Source organism: Rheinheimera maricola, from assembly GCF_016918075.2.
GTDB classification, from domain to species: domain Bacteria; phylum Pseudomonadota; class Gammaproteobacteria; order Enterobacterales; family Alteromonadaceae; genus Alishewanella; species Alishewanella maricola_A.
Genome location: NZ_JAERPS020000002.1, coordinates 65652 through 88784, shown reverse-complemented (window position 1 = coordinate 88784; position 23133 = coordinate 65652). Strand labels below are relative to the sequence as shown.

General features: G+C 49.4%; 20 protein-coding genes. 10 read left to right on the top strand and 10 right to left on the bottom strand.

The window, feature by feature from the left end; all coding sequences use genetic code 11:
• The first annotated feature begins 40 nt into the window (after nt 1-40).
• Nucleotides 41-2263, top strand: a complete 2223-nt coding sequence (locus I4W93_RS06090; RefSeq protein ID WP_205309349.1) for a two-component system response regulator — start codon at nt 41-43, stop codon at nt 2261-2263.
• A 47-nt stretch (nt 2264-2310) separates the two neighbouring features.
• Here I4W93_RS06090 and I4W93_RS06085 read toward each other — a convergent pair whose 3' ends face one another.
• The 3 genes from I4W93_RS06085 to I4W93_RS06075 all read right to left on the bottom strand — a co-directional run bounded on the left by I4W93_RS06085 (nt 2311) and on the right by I4W93_RS06075 (nt 5662).
• Complete coding sequence (locus I4W93_RS06085; protein WP_205309348.1) at nt 2311-3930, bottom strand: methyl-accepting chemotaxis protein; 1620 nt, start codon at nt 3928-3930, stop codon at nt 2311-2313.
• A 159-nt stretch (nt 3931-4089) separates the two neighbouring features.
• Complete coding sequence (gene ppa / locus I4W93_RS06080; RefSeq protein ID WP_205309347.1) at nt 4090-4617, bottom strand: inorganic diphosphatase; 528 nt, start codon at nt 4615-4617, stop codon at nt 4090-4092.
• 73 nt (nt 4618-4690) lie between these two features.
• On the bottom strand, nt 4691-5662 hold the full coding sequence (locus I4W93_RS06075) for a class 1 fructose-bisphosphatase (RefSeq protein ID WP_205309346.1): 972 nt from the start codon (nt 5660-5662) through the stop codon (nt 4691-4693).
• Between the two features lie 155 nt (nt 5663-5817).
• Between I4W93_RS06075 and mpl the strand changes: the two genes are divergently transcribed.
• From mpl to I4W93_RS06030, 9 genes are all read left to right on the top strand, one after another.
• On the top strand, nt 5818-7176 hold the full coding sequence (gene mpl / locus I4W93_RS06070; protein ID WP_205309345.1) for a UDP-N-acetylmuramate:L-alanyl-gamma-D-glutamyl-meso-diaminopimelate ligase: 1359 nt from the start codon (nt 5818-5820) through the stop codon (nt 7174-7176).
• Nucleotides 7176-7811 (top strand): flavin prenyltransferase UbiX, encoded by a 636-nt coding sequence (locus I4W93_RS06065; protein WP_205309344.1) that lies wholly within the window; start codon nt 7176-7178, stop codon nt 7809-7811. Before mpl ends, I4W93_RS06065 begins: the two co-directional genes overlap by 1 nt.
• Nucleotides 7812-7813: 2 nt before the next feature.
• On the top strand, nt 7814-8740 hold the full coding sequence (locus I4W93_RS06060) for an ABC transporter ATP-binding protein (RefSeq protein WP_205309343.1): 927 nt from the start codon (nt 7814-7816) through the stop codon (nt 8738-8740).
• Entirely contained in the window at nt 8737-9510 is a 774-nt protein-coding gene (locus I4W93_RS06055; RefSeq protein ID WP_205309342.1) for an ABC transporter permease, read from the top strand. The genes I4W93_RS06060 and I4W93_RS06055 overlap by 4 nt, the downstream gene beginning before the upstream one ends.
• A gap of 238 nt (nt 9511-9748) precedes the next feature.
• Entirely contained in the window at nt 9749-11395 is a 1647-nt protein-coding gene (panP, locus tag I4W93_RS06050) for a pyridoxal-dependent aspartate 1-decarboxylase PanP (RefSeq protein ID WP_205309341.1), read from the top strand.
• 88 nt (nt 11396-11483) lie between these two features.
• A complete protein-coding gene (locus tag I4W93_RS06045) occupies nt 11484-12122 on the top strand; it encodes a DUF2959 domain-containing protein (protein ID WP_205309340.1) in 639 nt (212 codons plus the stop codon).
• Nucleotides 12123-12149: 27 nt separating this feature from the next.
• On the top strand, nt 12150-12374 hold the full coding sequence (locus tag I4W93_RS06040; protein WP_205309339.1) for a hypothetical protein: 225 nt from the start codon (nt 12150-12152) through the stop codon (nt 12372-12374).
• A gap of 257 nt (nt 12375-12631) precedes the next feature.
• Nucleotides 12632-14509: an SLC13 family permease gene (locus I4W93_RS06035; protein ID WP_205309338.1), complete on the top strand. Its 1878-nt coding sequence runs from the start codon at nt 12632-12634 to the stop codon at nt 14507-14509.
• Nucleotides 14506-16863 (top strand): SLC13 family permease, encoded by a 2358-nt coding sequence (locus I4W93_RS06030; protein ID WP_205309337.1) that lies wholly within the window; start codon nt 14506-14508, stop codon nt 16861-16863. The genes I4W93_RS06035 and I4W93_RS06030 overlap by 4 nt, the downstream gene beginning before the upstream one ends.
• Before the next feature lie 12 nt (nt 16864-16875).
• On the opposite strand, the gene I4W93_RS06025 is transcribed toward I4W93_RS06030, so the two are convergent.
• From I4W93_RS06025 to gluQRS, 7 genes are all read right to left on the bottom strand, one after another.
• Complete coding sequence (locus I4W93_RS06025) at nt 16876-17400, bottom strand: cytochrome b (protein WP_205309336.1); 525 nt, start codon at nt 17398-17400, stop codon at nt 16876-16878.
• Nucleotides 17393-18376 carry a catalase family peroxidase gene (locus I4W93_RS06020; protein WP_205309335.1) on the bottom strand — a complete coding sequence of 328 codons (984 nt, stop codon included), beginning with the start codon at nt 18374-18376 and terminating at the stop codon, nt 17393-17395. The genes I4W93_RS06025 and I4W93_RS06020 overlap by 8 nt, the downstream gene beginning before the upstream one ends.
• A gap of 107 nt (nt 18377-18483) precedes the next feature.
• Nucleotides 18484-19326, bottom strand: coding sequence for a pantoate--beta-alanine ligase (panC, locus tag I4W93_RS06015; protein ID WP_205309334.1), 843 nt, complete (start codon nt 19324-19326; stop codon nt 18484-18486).
• Between the two features lie 5 nt (nt 19327-19331).
• Entirely contained in the window at nt 19332-20123 is a 792-nt protein-coding gene (gene panB / locus I4W93_RS06010; protein ID WP_205309333.1) for a 3-methyl-2-oxobutanoate hydroxymethyltransferase, read from the bottom strand.
• A gap of 53 nt (nt 20124-20176) precedes the next feature.
• The gene (gene folK / locus I4W93_RS06005; RefSeq protein WP_205309332.1) at nt 20177-20677 is read right to left on the bottom strand and encodes a 2-amino-4-hydroxy-6-hydroxymethyldihydropteridine diphosphokinase; all 501 of its coding nucleotides are present in this window, start codon (nt 20675-20677) and stop codon (nt 20177-20179) included.
• A gap of 2 nt (nt 20678-20679) precedes the next feature.
• Nucleotides 20680-22161 (bottom strand): polynucleotide adenylyltransferase PcnB, encoded by a 1482-nt coding sequence (pcnB, locus tag I4W93_RS06000; RefSeq protein ID WP_205309331.1) that lies wholly within the window; start codon nt 22159-22161, stop codon nt 20680-20682.
• A 78-nt stretch (nt 22162-22239) separates the two neighbouring features.
• Nucleotides 22240-23133 carry a tRNA glutamyl-Q(34) synthetase GluQRS gene (gene gluQRS, locus I4W93_RS05995; protein ID WP_205309330.1) on the bottom strand — a complete coding sequence of 298 codons (894 nt, stop codon included), beginning with the start codon at nt 23131-23133 and terminating at the stop codon, nt 22240-22242.

Sequence of the window (23133 nt, the reverse complement as noted above, 5' to 3'; positions counted from 1 at the left end):
ACATGTATATTTAAGTTGTATCATTTAATAAGGTTGAACAATGGTGTCAAAAGAAACAGATGAAGATTTTCTGTTTTTAGCAGAAGACGAACCAACGACATTGCCGTTGGAGCAGACACTGGGTGAATGGCACCTATTGATCGTTGATGATGATGAAGAAATTCATACTGTCACCAAACTGGCATTAAGTGACCTTACTGTATTGGGTAAGCAGTTGACTTTTCATCACGCCTATTCCGGTAAAGAAGCAATAGCTTTTTTAAAGCAGCATCCAGAAATAGCGTTGGTGTTGCTGGACGTGGTGATGGAGTCTGACGACGCTGGTTTAAAAGTGGTTAAACAGATCCGTGATGAGTTGGGTATGGACGAGATACGTATTGTATTGCGTACTGGTCAACCGGGCTATGCGCCGGAAGAAAGCGTCATCAAAGAGTACGACATCAATGATTACAAGACTAAAACAGAGCTAACGCGCAGCAAACTGGTTACCTCTATTATTGCGTCGCTGCGGTCTTATCAGCAGATCCGCACTATTAATCAGAATCGCCTGGGCTTGCAAAAAATTATCAATGCTGGCGCCAATTTACTCGAGCAACATTCATTACATGAGTTCTCAGAGGGTGTCGTTACACAAATATCTTCGCTGATAGGGTTGCATGCAGAGGGTGTGCTGTGTGCACAGATAGAGGATGATGGTAGCACCAGCGACACAATTTATGTGCTGGGTGCGGCAGGTAATTATGCGCCCTATATCAAATGCCAATTAGATCGTTTGGGCAACCAGCGTATTGTGCAGCAAATTACTAAATGTTTGCGTACACACGAGCATATATTTACGGACCTTGATACGGTGCTGTATTTGGGCAACGAGATCCACAGTGCAGCGGTGTATATTGAAACCAATAGGCCGATAGAGCATTTTGACCGACAGCTTATTGAAGTATTCCTTAGTAACATTTCGATTGGATATGAAAATGTTACTCTTTTTCAACAGCTTAAGCATGCTGCCTACATTGACCCGCTGACGAAAACACCAAATAGAAATGAGTTTATACAGATCCTGCAAGATACCCGGCGGTATGAAGCTGAAAACAACGTAGCGGTGTTAATTGATATTGATCATTTTTCTGACGTAAACGATGGTTTAGGTCAGGACGTTGGTAATGAGTTACTAATTGCCGTTACCTTCAGACTGATAGAACATTTTGGTGTAACAGCGCAGCTTGGTCGAATAGGTGCCGATGTGTTTGGTTTAGTCGGGCCGGCAGCAGAGCTAAGTCCTGAAAGACTGCAAGCGGTATTTGATGAGCCATTTAAAGCTTCTGAGCATGCGTTACAAATTAGTGCAACCTTCGGATTTTGCCACTTAACAGATAGTGCAGAGCAGGGACTGACCATTCTTAAGCATGTGTATATTGCACTTAATAAAGCCAAGAAGCAGCTCGGTCAGAATTTTCAGTATTATCAAGCTGAAATGGAAGACGAAATGGCCGAGCGTTTGGCGCTGTTGCGTATGCTTCGACAGGATTTTGCACAGGATAAGCTGCAGTTGTGGTACCAGCCTCAAGTGTCGCTGAGCACTAAGCAGGTGGTTGGTATGGAGGCTTTGCTGCGCTGGCCGCAAGCAAATGGTCAGTTTGTGTCGCCAGCTGTGTTTATTCCGTTGGCAGAATACTCCGGACTGATTGTTGAAATTGGTAGCTGGGTGTTAGAGCAGGCTTGTATGCAAATCAAGCAATTGCATAAGCATGGATATACCGGTCTGCGCATTGCGGTAAATGTTTCAATGCCGCAATTTCGAAGCCATGGGTTTGTGCAATCGGTAGTAGATTGTGTGACCCAGCAACAAATAGACCCGCAGTTATTAGAATTAGAAATTACTGAGTCAGTGGTAATGGATGAGCCCAAAATTGTCATTGACGCTTTGCAGAAGCTAAAAAGTTTTGGGATTAAAGTTGCGATCGACGATTTTGGTATTGGTTTTTCGTCACTTAGCTATCTGCAGCAGTTGCCACTTGACCGGATAAAAGTTGACCGTGCTTTTATTCGCGATATTGATCAACCCGCTGGTGAGGTGATTGCTGAGACGATAATTAATCTTGGTAAACGACTTAACCTGGCTACGATAGCTGAAGGTGTAGAAACTCAGGCTCAGGAGCAAGCGATTATTAAAATGGGGTGTGATGAAGTGCAAGGCTTTATGTATGCTAAGCCAATGCCTCACTCTGAGTTGTTGTTGTATTTGCAGCAACAAAAGCAATGACATAAAAAAACCGGCTGTTGCCGGTTTTTTTATGTCACTCTAATATATCAAACCCTGAACAAGCGGGTGATATTTTCCAGATTTTGTGCCAATGCAGCGAGTTCGCTACTGGCCTTAGCAATATTGCCGGCACTTTCTGAGCTGTGTTCGGTGTTGGTAAATATCTCATCAACATGATGCACGATATTGCTGGCCATTTTCTGTTGGTCGTCAGTGGCATCGGCAATTTGCTGGTTCATCAGGCGTATCTGCGCAATGCTCTTGGTAATGAGCTGCAATGCATCGCCGGCCTGATTTGCTGATTGCACACTGTTATCAGCCTGGGCGGTACTCTGTTGCATTTTTTGCACGGCTAAACGCGCTGCGCCTTGTAGTTGTTCGATGGTGCGCTGAATTTCCTCGGTTGATTTTTGTGTGCGTGATGCAAGAGTACGCACTTCATCGGCAACCACGGCAAAGCCACGCCCCTGTTCACCGGCGCGTGCGGCTTCAATAGCGGCATTCAATGCCAATAAGTTAGTTTGCTCAGCAATGCCTTTAATCACGCTAAGTACCGTGCCGACCTGATTGGCGTCTTTTTCCAGTTGTAAAATCACATCTGACGCGTCTTGAACATTGCCCGCCAACTGCTGAATATTTTGTACTGTGGAGATCACCGTTTGCTGGCCTTGGCCGGCGGCATCACTTGATTGCGTGGCAGCTGCAGCGGCTTCATTCGCGCTGTTCACTTCGGCCACAACGCTGGCGCTCATATCATCCACGGCATGTTTGGCTTGGTTAGCTGCTTTACGTTGTTGAGCAATAGTTTTATTGGTGTCGTCCGTAAGCTCGCGTAAGTCTTTAGCCAGCGCTGACAGCGGTACTGCAGTATTAATAATGTCAGTTACCACATGCTGCAACTTTTGCATAAAGATATTAAACCAATGAGCCAAATCACCCAGCTCATCCAGGCTTTTCGTGTGAATACGTGCAGTTAAGTCGCCATCTTCTTTTGCCAGGCTTTGTAAAGAGCTAATCATATTACCAAGGCTGCTTTGAATACCCCGCGCTACTGGAAAGGCAGTGCCAAACAGCGCAACAAAGGTGATGCCACCCATTATTATTCCCACCCAGATTAACGTACCAGCTTGTTCGCTAGCCTCATCAATACTGGTGGTAAACTGCTGCAGGCGCTGGTCACGAAATTGTGTTAGCAGCTTGGCTGTCATGTCGTAGTCGGCGTTCATTTTTTCCGAGCGCTGTGCCAGGCTGCTGAAGTCTGCTGTATTATTAATCATTTCTTGCGACACTTTATAAGCAACCTGATAGTAAGCGTCGTAGCTTTGTCTTACCGCGCTAACCGAACTGGCATAATCCCGATTCAGCTCACCGATACGGTTTAAATCTTGCCCAAACTGTTTGCTAAAATTGGCAGCTCCTCCCAGGGCTTCTTCATCACCGGTGGTTACTGCACTGGCCAGCGAGTCTTTTACCCGCTCTAGCAGCACCAATGAGCTTTGCGCTGACTGCAGTACCGGAAATTGTACATCGCGGGTTTGCTCCAGCGTATGCACGTTGTTCAGTGCAGTATTACTGGCTAGCGCAAGGTAAATCATAAAACTGATAGTGCCGATAAGCGGAATTAAGTAGATTTTTTTGGCAATGGAAAGACGTCTTAGTACATCCATATCGCAGGCCCCTGTGCATTGAATTGTTTAGTAATATTAGAATAGGTTTATGCGCAGTATAGTGCTTTATTTATGCAAATGCTTGTTGTTGTTTGATTTGGCGTGTAAGCAGACAATAAAAAGCCCGAACAGTGTCGGGCTCAATTAATTAGGCGGTAGTTATTTTTTTGCCCGTTCAAATGAGGTCATAATTTCCGCTTTGGCCGCGGCGGCATCGCCCCAACCATTTACTTTGACCCATTTTCCTGCTTCTAATTCTTTGTAGCGCTCGAAGAAGTGCTGAATTTGCTTTTTCAGCAGTTCATCAACGTCGTTGATATCCTGAATATGGTCATATAACTTAGTCAGTTTGCTTACCGGTACGGCAATCACTTTGGCATCTTCACCAGATTCATCCGACATAAACAGTACGCCTACCGGACGGCATTTAATTACTGCACCTGGCACCAGTGGGTAAGGCGTTGGTACCAATACATCTACCGGGTCGCCATCCAGTGATAAAGTGTGGTTTACAAATCCGTAGTTGCACGGGTAAAACATCGGTGTTGCCATAAAGCGGTCTACCCAAACGGTGCCGGTATCTTTATCTACTTCGTATTTAATTGGGTCGGCATTGGCCGGAATTTCAATAATTACGTTAATTTCTTCCGGCAGGTTCTTACCTGCTGCAACATCGCTTAAGCTCATGGCCTGATCCTTTAGTTCATTAAAACGGTTCAAAAAAATTTGGCGCTTATTATAACGCCACTATTAAAAATGGCTATCGCTGATGATAGGCAACGCAGCTTTCTACTTCGTGTTTCGAACCAAGTATTACCGCCACACGTTGATGAATGTCGGTGGGTACTATATCCATAATGCGTTCGTAGCCGGTAGAACTGCTGCCACCGGCCTGTTCTACCAGAAAACTCATCGGGTTGGCTTCATACATTAGTCGCAGTTTATCCGGTTTGTTGGCATCTTTAGTATCACGCGGGTAAGCAAAAATACCGCCGCGGCACAGTACGCGGTGCACATCGCCTACCATCGCCGCTATCCAGCGCATATTGTAGTTTTTACCGCGCGGGCCTTCTTTGCCTTTAAGTAAATCATCGATATAAGCTTGCATTGGCGGTTGCCAGTAACGTTGGTTCGACATATTTATGGCAAATTCGGCGGTGTATTTTGGAATAGCCGCTTGTTCTTCTGTCAGCAAGAAGCCGCCATAGGTTTTATCCAGGGTGTAAATTCGTGTGCCTTTACCGGTGGTTAACGCCAGCATGGTCGAGGGGCCATACAACACGTAACCCGCTGCTAATTGCGCGCTGCCGGGTTGTAAAAACTGCGCGGCATCTTCTGCGGCTAAGTCTGCCTTGGCCGGTAAAATAGAGAAAATGGTGCCGATTAAGCTGTTAATATCTGTATTAGAGGAGCCATCCAGCGGGTCGAAGGTAACTAAATATTTGCCATTTGGGTTGCCGGCAACGGTGTCGTCTTCTTCTTCTGAACTGATGGCTTTTACCACGCCGGTTTCTAAAATGACTTCTTTAAGTAACTCATTGGCAATAATATCGAGTTTTTTCTGCGTTTCCCCTTGAATATTCTCGCCCAGGGTAGAACCTAATACTCCGGCTAATTCGCCTTGACTTACGCGAAAAGAAATTTCCCGGCAGGCCGCCAATATGGTTTTAAGCAATGAAATAAGGTCGCTGTCGACTCCGTCCTGTTGCAGTACTGGCGAGATGCGGCGCATGCTGGTGGTTCCTTCTCAGTAATTATTTTTGCTAATGCGTTAGGGGCTGGCGTATTTTAAAGAATTTCTGCGCAAATTGCAGGTGTTACTGCACGCAATTCTGTTTCCGGTGGCGTATTTGCTACAATGGCGGCGATTAATTTTCAGGATAACTTATGCATATTCATATTCTCGGTATCTGCGGCACCTTTATGGGCGGCATAGCTGCCATCGCAAAATCGTTAGGCCACAAGGTTACCGGTGCCGATGCCAACGTGTATCCGCCGATGAGCACGCAACTAGAACAGCTGGGTATTGAGCTTACGCAAGGCTGGGATCCGGCTCAACTGGAACCGGCACCGGATTTAGTGATTATCGGCAATGCCTTATCACGCGGTAATCCTGCGGTGGAATATGTATTAAATACCAATTTACGTTATAGCTCCGGCCCGCAGTGGCTGGCCGAGCAGGTACTGTATGATCGTTGGGTGCTGGCGGTGTCGGGCACGCATGGCAAAACCACCACCAGCACCATGTTGGCCTGGATTTTAGATTACGCCGGCTTAAAGCCCGGTTTTTTAATCGGTGGTATTCCGCAGAACTTTGACTGCTCGGCACGGCTTGGCGAGTCGCCGTTTTTCGTTATTGAAGCTGACGAATACGACACCGCTTTTTTTGATAAGCGTTCAAAATTTGTGCATTACCGGCCGCGCACACTGGTGTTGAATAACCTGGAGTACGATCATGCGGATATTTTCCCCGATTTAGCTGCTATTCAACGGCAGTTTCATCATTTGCTGCGCATGGTGCCGGCCAATGGTTTGGTATTGTCACCGGAAGATACGCCGGCGGTTAAGCAAACGTTGGATATGGGCTGCTGGAGTGAGCGCCAGAGCTATGGCGCTGATTGGCGTGCCGAGCTTATCAACAGTGATGGCAGCCACTTTGCCTTGTGCTATCAGGATAAATTTCTCGGCGAGCTAAGCTGGCAGCTTAGCGGCCAGCATAATGTCGATAATGCCGTGATGGCGATTGCTGCTGCCCGCCATGCCGGCGTGCCGGTAGAGATCGCATTGGAGGCGCTGACGCAGTTTATTGCGCCCAAGCGGCGGATGGAGCTAAAAGCCGATGTTGCCGGTATTAAGGTGTACGACGATTTTGCTCATCACCCAACCGCCATCAGCACTACCTTGCAGGGCATTCGTAATAAAGTAGGCCATAACCGGGTTTTGGCCGTACTGGAGCCACGCTCTAACACTATGCGGATGGGGGTGCACCAGGCGGCCTTGCCGTTATCGCTGGCGCTGGCCGATAAGGTGTTTTTGTACGAGCCGGCTAGCGCCAACTGGTCACTGGAGGCTCTGACCCGCGCTTTGGCACCCAAGGCAAGCTTGTCGCAAGATGTTGATGCATTGGTCAGTTTACTCACCGAGCAGGCTGAACAGGGCGACAGTATTGTCATTATGAGTAACGGCGGCTTTGGTGGCATTCACGACAAGCTGATTAGCGCATTGAAGCGCAAATGGGAGCATTAATGCACACTGACAAAGAAATTACTCTGGCCTTTAGCGGTGCTTCGGGGGCGCCTTACGGCTGGCGCCTACTTGAGTTGTTGCTGGCGCAAGGGGTTAAAGTGCATTTGCTGGTATCCAGCGCTGCGCGGGTGGTGTTTGCTACCGAGCATGACATTAAGCTGCCGGCCTCGCCGGATAAATGCACCGAAATGCTGCTTATGCATTTTGGCTGTGATGCCGCTTTACTTAAAGTATATGGCAAGGACGACTGGTTCTCACCGGTGGCGTCCGGCTCGGCGGCACCACGACAAATGGTAGTTTGCCCGTGTTCTACTGGCACGGTGTCGGCCATTGCGACCGGAGCCAGTGACAATTTAATTGAGCGCGCCGCTGATGTGGTGATTAAAGAAGGCGGCCAGCTGATTTTAGTTCCGCGTGAAAGTCCGCTTAGTGCCATTCATCTGGAAAATTTACTTAAGCTGGCCAGGCTTGGTGTCACCATTATGCCGGCAGCGCCCGGTTTTTATCATCAGCCGAAACAGATAAGCGATTTAGTCGATTTTATGGTGGCGCGTATTTTAGATCATCTTAAGCTGCCGCATCAGTTACTTAATCGTTGGGGCTACAGCGGTGACGTAGTAAAAGCAGGAGAATAACATTGAGTTTAGCGTTAGATATTAAAGGCCTACATAAGGTGTATAAAAGCGGTACCGAGGCATTAAGCGGTATCGACCTGCAGGTCAAGCAAGGCGATTTTTTTGCCTTGCTGGGCCCCAATGGCGCCGGCAAAAGTACCACCATTGGCATTATCAGTTCGCTGGTAAATAAATCCAGCGGTAGCGTTAAGGTATTTGATTACGATATTGATACCGACCTTGAAGCCGCCAAAAGCCAGCTGGGTTTAGTGCCGCAGGAGTTTAATTTTAACCAGTTTGAAACCGTGTTGCAGATAGTGGTCAATCAGGCCGGTTATTATGGTGTGCCAAAAAAGCTGGCGCTGCAGCGGGCAGAGAAATACCTCAGTCAGCTTGGCTTATGGGATAAGCGCACTGCACGGGCGCGCGAGTTATCCGGCGGTATGAAACGACGCTTAATGATAGCCCGCGCCTTAATGCATGAACCCAAACTGCTGATATTGGATGAACCGACAGCTGGGGTGGATATAGAGCTGCGTCGCTCGATGTGGGAGTTTTTGCGCAAAATTAATCAACAGGGCGTGACCATAATTCTGACTACGCATTATCTGGAAGAAGCAGAGAGCTTATGTCGCAATATCGCCATTATCGACAAAGGCCTGATTATTGAAAACACCAGCATGAAGGCGTTGTTATCAAAGCTAACCCGCGAAACCTTTGTACTGGATTTAGCCTCGGATGCAAGCGCCGTAAGTTTAGAGGGCATAAACTGGCGGACGCTGGATGGCCATAGTATTGAAGTCGACGTAGAAAAAGCGCAGGGCTTAAATGCTATTTTTGCGCAGCTTAGCGCACAGGATATTAAGGTGTTATCAATGCGTAACAAAGCTAACCGGCTGGAGGAGCTGTTTGTCTCCTTAGTAGAACATGGCCGTGGGGGTGCAAAATGAGTAAAGCCAATTATCTGGTGGCGTTAAAAAGTATTTGGGATAAAGAAACCAACCGCTTTTTACGCATTTGGGTGCAAACCTTAGTACCGCCCGCCATTACCATGACGCTGTACTTTGTGATTTTTGGTAGTTTAATCGGCTCACGTATCGGCGATATGGGCGGCTTCAGCTATATGGAGTTTATTGTGCCTGGGCTGATTATGATGTCGGTGATCACTAACTCTTACGCTAATGTGGCCTCGTCGTTTTTCAGCGCTAAGTTTCAGCGTAACGTCGAAGAGCTGCTAGTGGCGCCGGTGCCGAACTATATTATTGTGCTGGGGTTTGTCAGTGGAGGTATGGCGCGCGGTATGCTGGTTGGCCTGATTGTGACTATCTTGTCGCTGTTTTTCGTCACTATTCAAATTCATAACCTGGCGGTAATTATCCTTACCGTAACGTTAACATCGATGTTGTTTTCGTTAGGCGGTTTAATTAACGCTGTGTATGCGAAAACCTTTGACGATATCAGTATTATTCCTACCTTTGTGCTAACGCCACTTACCTATTTGGGTGGGGTGTTTTATTCGTTAACCTTACTGCCGGGCTTTTGGCAGCATGTAGCAGCGCTTAATCCGGTGGTGTATATGGTTAATGCGTTTCGTTATGGCTTTTTGGGCGTAACCGACGTTAGCCTGTGGCTGGCGTTAGCCGTGGTGCTCGGCTTTATTGTGGTACTGTTTAGTTATGCAATGTACCTGATTAACCGTGGCATTGGCCTGCGTAGCTGACATTGATATTTAGCGGATAATAATCGGATCGATTTGCCCACGCAGCGCGCCGTAAACCCAGTCCCTGGGGGCTCGACTCAGGTATCCATGCCTTCAACGGTTGGCTTAGGGCAAACCGATCCTCCGCCTGAGTATCGGACGATTTTTTTGCAGACATTTTTCGGCGCTTGCAGTAAAGTGAGCTCCATTTTCCGGCCGTTTTAGTAACCGCTGAAACCGTATGCAGAGTAGCAAGCGCATGACAGAATCCAGTAAACGCCAGGCAACCGCTTCTGAAGAAGCACTATGGCGCATTTTCACGGTGCCGGAAGCGCCCGACTCAACACTGAGTATTATTGAGCAGAATCTGTCGCAGAATCTGGCCGGCTTTTTGCGTGAAAGCATCGTGGCGGTAGAAAAACCGCTGTGGCAAATCGAGCGCGATTTTCAGGCGCATCATATTCCGCAAATGCCGAATTTTGTCTCAGATTACGCCGAAAGCCTGATGCAAAAGCTGGTGGCGCATTCGGTGCATACTGCAGCACCAAGTTTTATCGGCCATATGACATCTGCCTTGCCGTATTTTGTGTTGTCACTGTCAAAAATGATGGTGGGGCTAAACCAAAACCTGGTGAAAATTGAAACCTCCAAAGCCTTTACGCCGATGGAGCGCCAGGTGCTGGGCATGATGCACCATCTGGTGTACGGCGAGGGCGATGGCTTTTATAAAAAGTGGATGCACAGCGCCAACCATTCGCTGGGCGCGTTTTGCTCCGGCGGCACCATTGCCAATATCACCGCGCTGTGGATAGCACGAAACCGCCTGTTAAAAGCCGATGGCGACTTTAAAGGTATCGCCCGCGAAGGCCTGTTTAAGGCGATGAAACACTACGGCTACGACGGTTTAGCCATTTTGATTTCTGAACGCGGCCATTACTCCTTGGGTAAAGCCGCTGATGTGCTGGGTATTGGCCGTGAGTCGCTGATTGCGATTAAAACCGACGCCGACAATAAAATTGACACCGGGGCATTGGCAGAAAAAATGGCAGAGCTTAAAGCTGCCAATATCCGCGTATTAGCTATTGTTGGCGTGGCCGGCACTACTGAAACCGGCAATGTTGACCCGTTAAATCAGTTAGCCGATTTAGCTGAGCAGTATCAGTGCCATTTTCATGTCGATGCTGCCTGGGGCGGTGCCACCTTGCTATCGAATAAATACCGCCATCTGCTGGCCGGTATTGAGCGCGCCGACTCTGTAACCATAGATGCGCACAAGCAAATGTATGTGCCGATGGGCGCCGGCATGGTGGTGTTTAAACACCCCTCCGCGGCGCACGCTATTGAGCACCACGCCGAGTATATTCTGCGTAAAGGTTCAAAAGACTTAGGTAGCCAGACGCTGGAAGGTTCGCGCCCCGGCATGGCAATGCTGGTGCATGCCTGTTTGCAGGTAATTGGCCGTGACGGTTATGAAATTCTGATTAACCGCAGCCTGGAAAAAGCGCGTTATTTTGCCACTTTAATTGCGCACAATATCGATTTTGAGCTGATAACCGAACCGGAACTGTGTCTGCTAACCTACCGCTATGTACCGGCGCAGGTGCAAAAAGCTATGGCGGGTGCCAGCCCGGAGCAACTGCAGCGTTTTAACGAGTTGCTAAACGGCCTGACTAAGTTTATTCAGAAGCGCCAACGGGAAGAGGGCAAGTCTTTTGTGTCGCGTACGCGGTTAACTCCGGCTAAATATCAGCGCCAGGAAACTATCGTGTTTCGTGTGGTATTGGCTAACCCTCTCACTACAGAGCAAATTCTGCACGATGTACTGGTAGAGCAGGATCAGTTAGCGCAGTTAGATAAAGAGTTTTACCCCAAGCTACTGCAACTGGCAAAAGAGCAAACAGCTTAAGTTGTCTGCGAAATTATACTAACAGTTTGTTCTGTAACGGCTTAGCCGCTATTATCAACTTAAACTGTCATAGCAATGGATTGATTTTATGCGTTATCTGATTATGTTAGTGCCGTTATTATTAAGTTTAACCGCCTGCCAGAGTGCCTATTATTCTGCTATGGAAAAAGTCGGCGTGCATAAGCGCGATATTCTGGTCGATAGAGTAGAGGAAGCGCAGCAGTCGCAGCAGCAGGCGCAGCAGCAGTTTAAATCTGCACTTGAGCAATTTAGCAGCCTGATTAAATTTGACGGCGGCGATTTGCAGCGCGTGTACGAAGCTACTGATAGCGAATACCAAGCCTGTAGCAAAGCGGCAGAAGATGTCAGCAGCCGCATTAACAGCATAGAAGCGGTGGCGGATGCGTTGTTTGATGAATGGCAGGACGAGCTGGAACAATATACTAATGCCAATCTTAAACGCGACAGTGCAATTAAGCTTAGTAACACCAAACGGCAATATGCCAGCCTGCTAAAAACCATGCGCCGCGCTGAGCAAAGTATGCAGCCGGTATTGGCATCACTTAAAGACAATACATTGTATTTAAAGCATAACTTAAATGCGAAGGCTATCGGTGCTTTGCAGGGCGAGTTTAACTCAGTACAAAAAGATATTAACCGGCTTATTGCCGACATGAATAGCGCCATTGCTCAGTCTGAGCAATTTGTCGCCACGTTAAAACAATAACCGAAATCAGTCACAGAGGGCCAATTTATGTCAGGTCAGGGTTCCGGCGGCAATGTTATCGCTGCACTATGTAATGTATTTATTCCCGGTTTAGGGCAGTTGGTGCAGGGGCGGATTTTAGCTGCACTAATATTTTTCTTAGTGTGTGTGGCCGGTTATGCCACCTGGTGGTTGGTTGTGCCGGGTATTATTGCCGTTATTGCTCATTTATGGGCCATTATCGACGCTGCTAAATTTCGTTCCGGTGTTTAGTATACGGCTGGCTTGCCAGCCGCAATTTTATTGAATACAGCACAGTAAAATCAACTGCTAACCCTTCTTCACGCGTTTTATTTTGTAAACCTGTTATCGCTTCCACGAATAAACTCATTTGCTACAGAGTATAACCATCAGTGTTGCTATAACTTGATCTGTGACATTTTTTCTGCCTTGATGTTTAAATTAGTAAGCAACTATTGTGGCCGGTACAGCACTGCCATAATGTGTTTAGTCAACCAACGGAATGCATAATGACGACGGCGCAAAGCATTATTATTGTGATTTTACTGGTCACTATCGGCATGTTTTTATGGGGCCGTTGGCGCCACGATATGGTGGCCTTGGGTGCAATGCTAGCCTGTGTTTTTGCCGGCTTGATTGAAGCACAAAGCGCTTTTAATGGCTTTGGTCATCCGGCGGTGATAACCGTAGCTTGTGTGTTGGTGTTAAGCCGGGCGTTGCAAAGTTCGGGTGCCGTTGATGTACTAACGCGGTTGGTGCTACCGGCCAAAGCCGGGCCTACTTTGAGCATCGCCGCCTTAACTGTGCTGGCAGCCTTGCTGTCGGGCTTTATGAACAATGTTGGGGCGCTGGCGTTGCTGATGCCGGTAGCTATTCAGCTGGCCCACCGATTGCAGCTGGCCCCCGGCCAGGTGTTAATGCCACTGGCGTTCGCATCAATTCTTGGTGGTACCATGACACTAATCGGCACCCCGCCCAACTTGATTATTTCCGGTATTCGCGCCTCTGAGGGCATGGGTAGCTTTAATATGTTTGATTTTACCGCTGTTGGCGTGGCTGTGACGGCCGTGGGTCTGGCCTTTATTATTCTGCTGGGTTGGCGTCTGGTTCCCAAACGTAAACAAGCCGGCACCGAAGGCCTCGAAACCGGCGCTTATATTACTGAAGTGCGGATCCCCGACGGCAGTATAGCCGATGGCATGAAACTGCGTGAAGTAGAAGCCGTGTTGGATCAAGCCGATGCACAGGTTGTGGGCTTGATCCGTAACGACGTGCGGGTAACTGCGCCCAGTTCCGGCCGTTATTTGCGTGGTCTTGATATTCTGATCATTGAAGCCGAAGCCGATGCTCTGACTCAAGTACTGTCAGATTTAGGTCTGGAACTGGCACATGCGAAAGAAAAACGCGAACCAACCGCCGAAGAAGATGCGGAGCAGGACGATACCGCGCAACGTTCCGCTGTAGCAGAAGCGCCCGGACAACCAGCAGAAGAAAGTACAGAAGAAGTGCCAGAAAAAGAGCGCAAGCCTGATGAGATTGTACTGCTGGAACTCGCTGTTTTACCCTCATCAAGCTTGCTGAATCGTTCTGCCGCCGATATGTTGTTACGCACCCGATACAGTATCAACTTACTGGCTGTGTCGCGCCACGGCCAGCGCTCGATGGCACGGTTACGCTCTTTACCACTGCGTGCCGGTGACTTGTTGCTAATGCAGGGCGCACCTGATGTCTTGCAGGATTTTGCCAATAATACCGGCTGTGTGCCGCTGGCAGAGCGTGAGCTGCGCATTCCGAACAAGCGCAATGCTTTAATGTCGGCAGTGATTATGGTGTTGGCGGTTGCGCTGGCTGCAGCAGGAATATTGCCGGCCGCAGTATCTTTTGCTGCCGGAGTGTTAGCTACAATGGCGCTGCGTACCTTACCCTGGCGTTTGGTATATGACGCTATTGATTGGCCGGTAATAGTGTTATTGGCCTGCTTGTTACCCGTAGCAGGGGCGATGCAAAGTACCGGTGCGGCCGGGCTAATTGCCGGGATGTTGCTTGATACTTTGGCGCAAGGCAATGCGATAGTAGGGCTGGCGGTTATTTTGATTACCACGCTTATTCTTACCGATCTAATGAATAACGCGGCAACGGCAGCCGTTATGGCGCCTATTGCGCTGGGCGCCGCTAATCAGCTTGGTGTTAATCCAGATACCTTTTTAATGGCAGTTGCGGTGGGGGCATCCTGCGCATTTTTAACGCCGATTGGTCACCAGAATAATACCTTGATCCTCGGGCCTGGCGGTTTTCGTTTTACTGATTACTGGCGCATGGGCCTGCCGTTAGATGTATTGGTGGTGGCGGTAAGTTTGCCAGTGCTGCTGCTGGTGTGGCCGTTATGACAGTTGAAATTGCCCTGGTATTGCTAATACTGGCCGCAGCATTGCTGCTGTTTGTTACTGGCTGGCTGCGGATGGATGTTGTCGCTTTATTGGTGTTATGTGTGCTGGCCTTGTTGGGGTTGGTGTCGCCGGCAGAAGCGGTGAGTGGCTTTAGCAACCCGGCGGTGATCACGGTTTGGGCAATGTTTATCTTGAGTGAGGGCTTAACCCGTGCCGGCATTGCCGATGGTATTGGCCGCAGGGTGATTCGATTGTCCGGAAACAGTGAAACACAGATGATCGTGGTTATTATGCTGGTTGCCGGTATGTTATCTGCGTTTATGAGTAATATCGGCGTGGTGGCATTGTTACTGCCGGTAACGGTAGAAGCCACCAGACGCTGCGGTATACCACCGGCCAAAGTATTAATGCCAATGGCATTTGGCGCCATGCTGGGCGGCTTAGTTACCTTAATTGGCACACCACCTAATTTATTGGTTAGCATTGCACTGGAAAAAACCGGCCAGCAAGGCTTTAGCTTGTTTGATTTTGCCTTGATTGGCTTGCCGGTATTATTGGCCGGTACCTTGTTCGTGGCCTTTATCGGCCGGCATTTACTACCTGATACCGACCCCGGCCGTGCGGGCTTGGCCGGCAGCAAAAGCCTCAGTGAGCAATATGGCCTGCAAGAGCGCATCTTCGCCCTGCGTTTGCCAACGCCATCGTTACTGGCCGGCCATACGCTGGAAGAGTCGGGGCTGATTAACACTGCCGGCTTGATGGTTATTGCCATAACCAGAGGTAATGAAACCTTTACCCTGCCATCACGCCATACGGTACTTAAAGCCGGCGATATTGTGTTAGCGCAGGGTAAATTCAGCCGCTTTGAACGGCTGCGCAGCTGGAACTCGTTAACCATTGAGCGCGAAGCACCGATATTACACGAAAAGTTATTGGCAGCCAGTGCTGTGGCTGAACTGAATATTGCTGCCGACAGCAGCCTGGTAGGTGAAGTACTGCAGCACTACCGCTTTCGCGAGCTGTATCAGCTGAATGTGTTGGCGATAAAGCGCGCTGGTCAGACATTGCGTACCCGGCTGACTGATTTATCGCTGGAAGGCGGTGATAAAATTCTGGTGCAGGGCAGCCAAAGTGCCGTAGAGCAGATAAACAAGCACAGCGAATTCAGTAATGTACAGCTGCTGGGCGCAGATGAGGTAAAGCAGCAATATAAGCTGGAAGAGCGCTTGTTTGTGCTGGGGCTGCCCGCCGACAGCCCGCTGGTAGATAGTACCTTTGCCGACAACCGGCTGGGGGACGCTTTTGACTTTCGGCTGCTGGGTTTATTCCGCCAGGGTGAGATTATGCAGCAGTTTCACTCTGACGATAAATTGCTGGCCGGCGATTTATTGTTGATCCAGGGCCGCGAAGAAGACCTCGACATTCTGCGCGGTTTTAAAGAATTACAGCGGCAGGACGATATGTTGCCATATCTGGATTTACTCGCCAAAGGTAAGCTGGAACTGGTAGAAGCCACGCTGCACCCGCGCAGCAAATACATTGGCCAAAGCGTTAATGCACTGCAACTGGACACGCGGTACAAAGTTGAGGTATCCGCTATTTGGCGTCAGGGGCGCGCTTATCGCTCTGCACTGGGCAGCATGATACTGCAAGCCGGTGATGCCTTGTTAATTGTTGGCCCGCGCCCGCGGCTGGGCATGCTGACCGACAGCGAACATCTTATCGTGATGAACCCGGTGCAGGTAAAACCGGTTAATGTCAGTAAGGCACCACTGGCAGCTGGGTTGATGGGGTTAATGGTATTGCTCACCGTAACCGGCGTGTTGCCGGTTTATTTAGCGGCGGTGCTGGCGGCAACGTTAATGGTAGCCAGCCGTTGCTTAACGATGGAGCAGGCTTATGCTGCTATCGACTGGCGCTCAATTTTCCTTATTTCCGGTATGTTGCCACTGGGGTTGGCGATGCAGCACTCCGGTACCGCTGCCTGGCTGGCAGATGGTGTACAGGCAGGCTTAGGCCAATTTGGTCCGTTGGCGGTAATGGCGGGCTTGTATCTGGTTACCGCGCTTGGCACCCTGGTGGTACCCACGGTGGCGCTGGTGCTGATTATGGCGCCAATAGGTTTACTGTTAAGTACAGCGCTTGGTGTCAGTGGTCACAGTGCCATGATGGTGGTGGCGGTAGCGGCGACAAGTTTAGCCAGCCCAGTATCACACGCCGCCAATACACTGGTAATGGGGCCGGGTGGCTATCGTTTTGTTGATTATTTAAAAGTCGGCGGGCCGTTAAGCCTGCTGTTGTTTATTATTACTATGGCGTTATTGCCTATATTTTGGCCGCTAACGGCGTCTTAGCGGCCACAGCGGTTACAGCATACTTTTTAGTACGTTGTCTTTGCGAATAAAATGGTGGTGCAGCGCTGCGCTAACATGCAGTGCTATTACACCTGTTAGTGCGATGGCCAGCCAGCCGTGCAATTCACGAAACACGGCATAATTATAAATATCAACCTGCAATGCGGCCGGTAAACGAAACCAGCCAAACACCTCTATTGGCCGGGCGGCAAAATATTGCATTAAGTAGCCAGAAATTGGCATAGCAAACAACAAGCCGTACAACAGCCAATGTGACGCCGTGGCTGCTTTTTTTTGTAATGCGGATAAATCATTCGGTACTGCCGGTAGCTTATGCCGCATACGATTAAGCAGCCTAACCGTCACCAGCACTACAGCAATTATGCCAAATGCCTTGTGTAGCGTCATGATGGTCAGTTGCCAGGGATCGAGTGAGCGGATCATCAACAGACCTGCTGCCAACATCGACATAACCAGCGCAGCCATACCCCAGTGCAATACCCGCATCGACAATGAAAACTGTGTTGGTTTATTCATTGCTACTCTCCTGTAATGCACCTTGTCGCTGCTCTTTTGCCCGGCGCCGGTAGGATTCTGCATAGGCCGCAGAACGTGCCCGTAAAATGGGATCGGCGGTTGCTGTAATACCGGTAGGCAATACCAGCGGGTCAAAGTTAATAGCATGGCAGTCGCCATCAAGCTGAGCTGTGCTGCCGGTAAGTACTATTTGTCCGGCAGTGATTTGTTGGCGGCTTGCCGGCCATGCCTTAGTTGAATTGGTTTCATCATCTGTGGCATCAGCCAGAGTAAATACCCAATCGAACACAACCTGATCAGCCGCAATCCGGGTAGCTATTTCTTGTTGCAGAGCATTGTCGCCCTGCAGGTTGCCCGGAGCCACTGATACGGTTGGTTGCATTGCCCAGCGTACAGCCTGGGGCTCGCCCTTGGCATTTACCAAATAAAAAGCGTTAATGCTGTTATAGGTTTCAGCGGCAAAGCTACCGGTTGGTTGATACTGGCCAGCCCAGGTTAAAAACTCGCTGCTCTCTGGGTGCTGCGCAAAAAATTGTTTAATGGCGTCCGGGCCGGCCTGAATAGCCTGTATTTGCTGATAAAAGCTATGCGGATCGGCAACAGCCATTACCGGTGGCGTATTCATCGCCAGCCGCCATTGTTCAGTGCGGCTGAGACTGAAACTTAATGCCAGGCTGCGCACCGGCGCTTTTAAATCGGGGGCGGCAGGGTTATTGCCAGCGATGGATAAACGGCCAACCAGGGGCGTCGTGCCCGGCTGAAATAAGCTGGCTTTACTGTAACTTTGCAGATTGCCGTTTGACCTGAACTCGCCACTGACACAGAGGCCTTTAGCATGGGCGCGGCGAAAACCGGCAAAGGCAGTTTTACCTTGTTGCAAATCGACAAATTGCTGCGCCGAGACTTTGTCAGATGCTTCGGCATGTAAGCCGCCAATGGCAGGTAATAGTAATAGCGCTAAATACAGCTGTTTCATCAGAAAATACTCGTTATAGGTTTTATCTTCAGCTGAAGACAGGCCATAAAAACATGACTAGCCCACAAGGACCGGTGCTGTGAGTATTATCTTTCAACCACTAAAACTTATAGCTCCAGATTGTCAATTAACCGGGTGGTGCCCAGTTTGGCTGCGGCCAGGATCACTTTTCGCTCGTTTGCGTCAACGGCCAGCGTCAGGCTGTGTTGATTGCTGATATTAACATAATCAGGTACAAACCCCGCTGCTGTAAGCAGCTGTTTAGCTTGTTGCTCCAGCGCTCGGTAGTTGTGGTTGCCTGCGTCAATACTGGCTTTAAGCTGCTGCAGTATCTTGTGCAGCGCCGGCGCTTGGACCCGCTCAGTTTCAGTTAAAAAACCATTCCGTGAGCTGAGCGCCAGACCATCGGTGGCGCGCTCGGTTGGTACACCGATAATCTCAATTGGCAGGGATAAATCAGTTACCATCTGGCGAATAATCGCCAGTTGCTGATAATCTTTCTGGCCAAAACAGGCTATATCAGGCTGTACCAGATTAAACAGCTTACAGACAATGGTGGATACACCACGAAAATGACCGGCGCGGCTGGCACCGCAGTGCAAATCGCCCAGCAACGGTACTTCAACAAAGCTTTGTACGTCCAGGCCACGCGGGTACATCAGCTCTGGCGTTGGCGTAAATACCGCATCTGCACCGTGAGCAGTTAAACCGGCGCAATCGGCCTCCAGCGTACGCGGATAGCTGTCGAGATCTTCGTTTTTGCCAAATTGCATCGGGTTAACAAAGATGCTGACAATAACACGATCTGCGCGGCTTTTGGCCACATCAACCAGCTTTAAGTGGCCGTTATGTAGGTTGCCCATCGTCGGCACAAAGGCAATACGTTCGCCGTTTTGGCGCCAGGCATTTATTTGTGCCCGCAGGGCCGGAACAGAATTAATGATCTTCATCGGGCTTAAAAACTGTGCTCGTTGGCAGGAAACGTCTGGCTTTTCACTTCGCTGACATATGCAGCTATAGCGCTTCTGATCTCACCGGTTTGCGCCAGATAGTTTTTAGAAAATTTCGGAATATAGCCACTGCTAATGCCGAGTAAATCGTGCATAACCAACACCTGGCCATCGGTGACATTGCCGGCACCGATACCAATTACCGGAATGGTTAGTGCGTCAGTGATGCGTTTGGCTAAAGCGGTAGGAATGCACTCCAGTACCAGTAACTGAGCACCGGCGTCTTGCAGGGCTTTAGCTTGTGCTAGCATTGCATCAGCGGCGGCATCGGTTTTGCCCTGCACTTTATAGCCACCCAAAATATGCACAGATTGTGGCGTTAAACCTAAGTGGCCGCAAACCGGTACGCCGCGCTCGGTTAGCGCTTTTACGGTAGGCAATAAAAAGGTACCGCCTTCCAGCTTCACCATGTTTGCACCGGCCTGCATCAGCGGCACCACGCTTTGTAGCGTTTGTTCCAGGGTACCATAGCTCATAAACGGCATGTCAGCGATAACAAACGCATTCGGCGCGCCGGCGCGCACAGCGCGGGTATGGTAGGCAATATCGCCAATAGTAACCGGTAGCGTATCGTCGTGGCCTTGCAGTACCATACCTAAGGAGTCGCCAATCAGTAGCACGTCGACGCCTTGTTCGGCAAATAATTTAGCGAAGCTGGCATCATAGGCTGTTAGCATGGTGATTTTGTCAGCTTGCTGTTTCATTTTCTGTAATACGGCAGTAGTGATCTTAGCCATAGTGTTCTCATCCGACCATTAACGCAGGAGGCGCAAGATCGCACAAAGTGCGATTAGCTGCAACTACTGTGAAGTTTTTGCAGTCCGTTAAGTGGAATCTGCTTAATTAAAGAGGATAGTGTTGTGCTGTCCGGCAAGCTAAGTGTAGGTGCAATTTCTGCCAGTGGATATAACACAAATTCACGTAGTTTAATGCCGTGATGTGGCACGGTAAGGCGCTCAGAGGTGATAGTCCTATCGCCGTACAACAGAATATCGACATCCAGGGTGCGAGGGCCCCAGCGTTCAGCCTTACGCACGCGGCCTTGTTGTTGCTCAATCTGTTGTAAAGCATCCAGTAATTGTTCTGGCAACAGCTGGGTATCAAGCGCCGCTACGGCATTAACATAATCCGGCTGATCTTGCGGCCCCATCGGTTTAGAGGCATAAAATGACGATACGGCAGCTAACTGGCAGTGTGGTAGTTGCTGTAAAGCCAATACTGCCTGTCGCAGTTGCGCCACCGGCTCTGCCAGATTGGCACCTAAACCAAGATAACAGCGCACGTAGGCCATATTTATTCAGCCGTACGCTTACGTTTATAGCTGCGGCGGCGGCGCGGGCCTTTGTCGATACCTTCTTTACCCAGTTGGTTTATCAACTGCACACGTCCGGTTTCGTCAGTAAATTGAAAGCGTTCCCACCATAGTGCCAGCTCTGTCAGGTCGCCGCCTTCGGCTTCAGCACGCAGCTGCAGAAAGTCAAAGGCACCGCGAAATTTGGGTTGTTCCAGCAATTTAAAGGCGCGGCGGCCAGCACGTTTTGTCAGGCGGCTTTGCAGTGCCCAGATATCCCGCATTGCCAGGGTAAATCGCTTAGGAATAGCAATAGTGCGTTGGATATCGTCCAGTACTTCGGTCATAGCGATATTCATGGCATCGATTTCACCTAAACCGTCAATCACCAGTGTTTGGCTGCGTAACTCGACTGGGTACCACAGCAATGCTGCAAAAATAAACGCTGGCGTGACCGGTTTATCTATCTCGACCCGGGCATCGGTGTCTTGTAGTGCTTTTGTGGCCAGTAAAAAGGCTTTACCTTCTGGCTCTTGCTTTAGCAGTTTATCCAGTTGTGGCAGCAGTTGTTTTAGCACCTTGGTGTCGCGCATCAGCATAAAATTGTCGAACGCTTTGCCGGCCAGCAACAGTTTTACCAGCTCGTCAAATAACCGCGGAGGCGGAATGTTTTTTAGCATCACAGCCAGCTGCGGTATAGGTGCTGCAGTGGCCGGAGCAATATGCATATTCAACTTGGTGGCAAAACGAATGGCACGTAAAATCCGCACCGGGTCTTCACGGTAACGGGTTTCAGGGTCACCAATCAGCTCGATTTTACGTGCAGCGATGGCCTGCATGCCGTTGGCGAAATCATATACGCAAAAGTCGCTAACCGAGTAATACAGAGCATTAAGAGTAAAGTCGCGCCGTTCAGCATCTTCTTCAATACTGCCATAAACGTTGTCACGTAAAATCTGGCCATGATCGCTTAAGCTGGCGGTTTTTAACTTCGGTGCGGTATCTTCTTCATCGTCTGTACCACTGTGGTGGCCGCGAAAGGTCGCCACTTCAATGATTTCTCGGCCAAACACGACGTGTGCCAGGCGAAAACGACGGCCAATTAAGCGGCAGTTGCGAAATACCTGCTTTACCTGCTCCGGTTTAGCATTGGTTACCACGTCAAAATCTTTCGGCTTTAAGCCAAGCAGTAAGTCGCGGATACAGCCGCCAACCAAATACGCATCAAAACCGGCATCTTTTAACCGATACAATACTTTAACTGCATTCGGGCTAATGTCTTTGCGCGAAATAGCGTGCTGATCTCGGCTTAATCGTTGCACAGCCGGCAGCAGACTAGCCGCGGGCGCCTGTCGCTCGCTCTGGCGCGCTGCAGGTTTGGCCGCAGTATTGCGATTCACGGTTTTACTGGCTTTGGCTTTAGTGCCAAAGGTGCGACGGCAAAAATCTAACACTCGCGAAATAATGATACTTCTCCTGAACATAGCAGCTTGATACTGCAGTTTGACAAACCGACTAATAATACCGCAGCTGCGATAAAAAAAGAATGAAACAAGCCATAGTTAACGAAATTCAGCAGTGTTTATTTCCAGTTGTAATGGCACCCGACTTAATTGCCAGTGTTTGATGGCCCAGTCTAATTGTTCCGATACCTGCGCTTGATGCAGCTCTTTTGGAGGTGTATGGCCAAGAAAACTTAGAGCCTGATACATTACCTGTGCGGTTGGCCAGTGGCTTATCGCGGCAGCATGATTTTGTTTACTTAACTTAAAGCCAGGTTGCACCACTGCCAGCGGTAAATGCCCATAGCGCGGTGGTGGGCTATTTAGCAGATGACATAACGCTTGCTGACGCGGTGTCATGGCCAGTAAATCGGCGCCGCGGATCACTTCGGTAATCCCTTGATCGATATCATCCACCACCACCACCAGCTGGTATGCAAACAAGCCATCACGGCGTTTGACAATATAGTCCTCCTGCGCCAGTGACGGGCTGATCTGTTGTCGGCCAAAGATAAGATCGGTAAATTCCGTAGCAATGCCGCGACACGACAGACGCCATGCCAGCGGCTCTGCTGACAACTGCAAATTAGCGCAGTGGTTATTGTAAACACCACCTATAGCCGTTATTTGTTTACGACTACACTGGCAGCCGTAAACCTGCTGTTGTTGCTGTAATTGTTGCAGTACTTGCTGGTAGCGCTCAAGCCGTTGGCTTTGATACAGCACAGTACCGTCCCAGTGCAGGCCAAATTGCTCCAAGGTATGCAGAATGTCACTGTCGGCGCCATGTAACATGCGTGACGAGTCAATGTCTTCCATCCGCACCAACCATTGGCCATGCTGACTTTTTGCCTGCAGATAGCTGCCCACTGCAGCAATAAGGGAACCAAAATGAAGCGGGCCGGAAGGCGAGGGTGCAAACCGGCCAATATAAGCGGGGTAAAGCACGGCCAT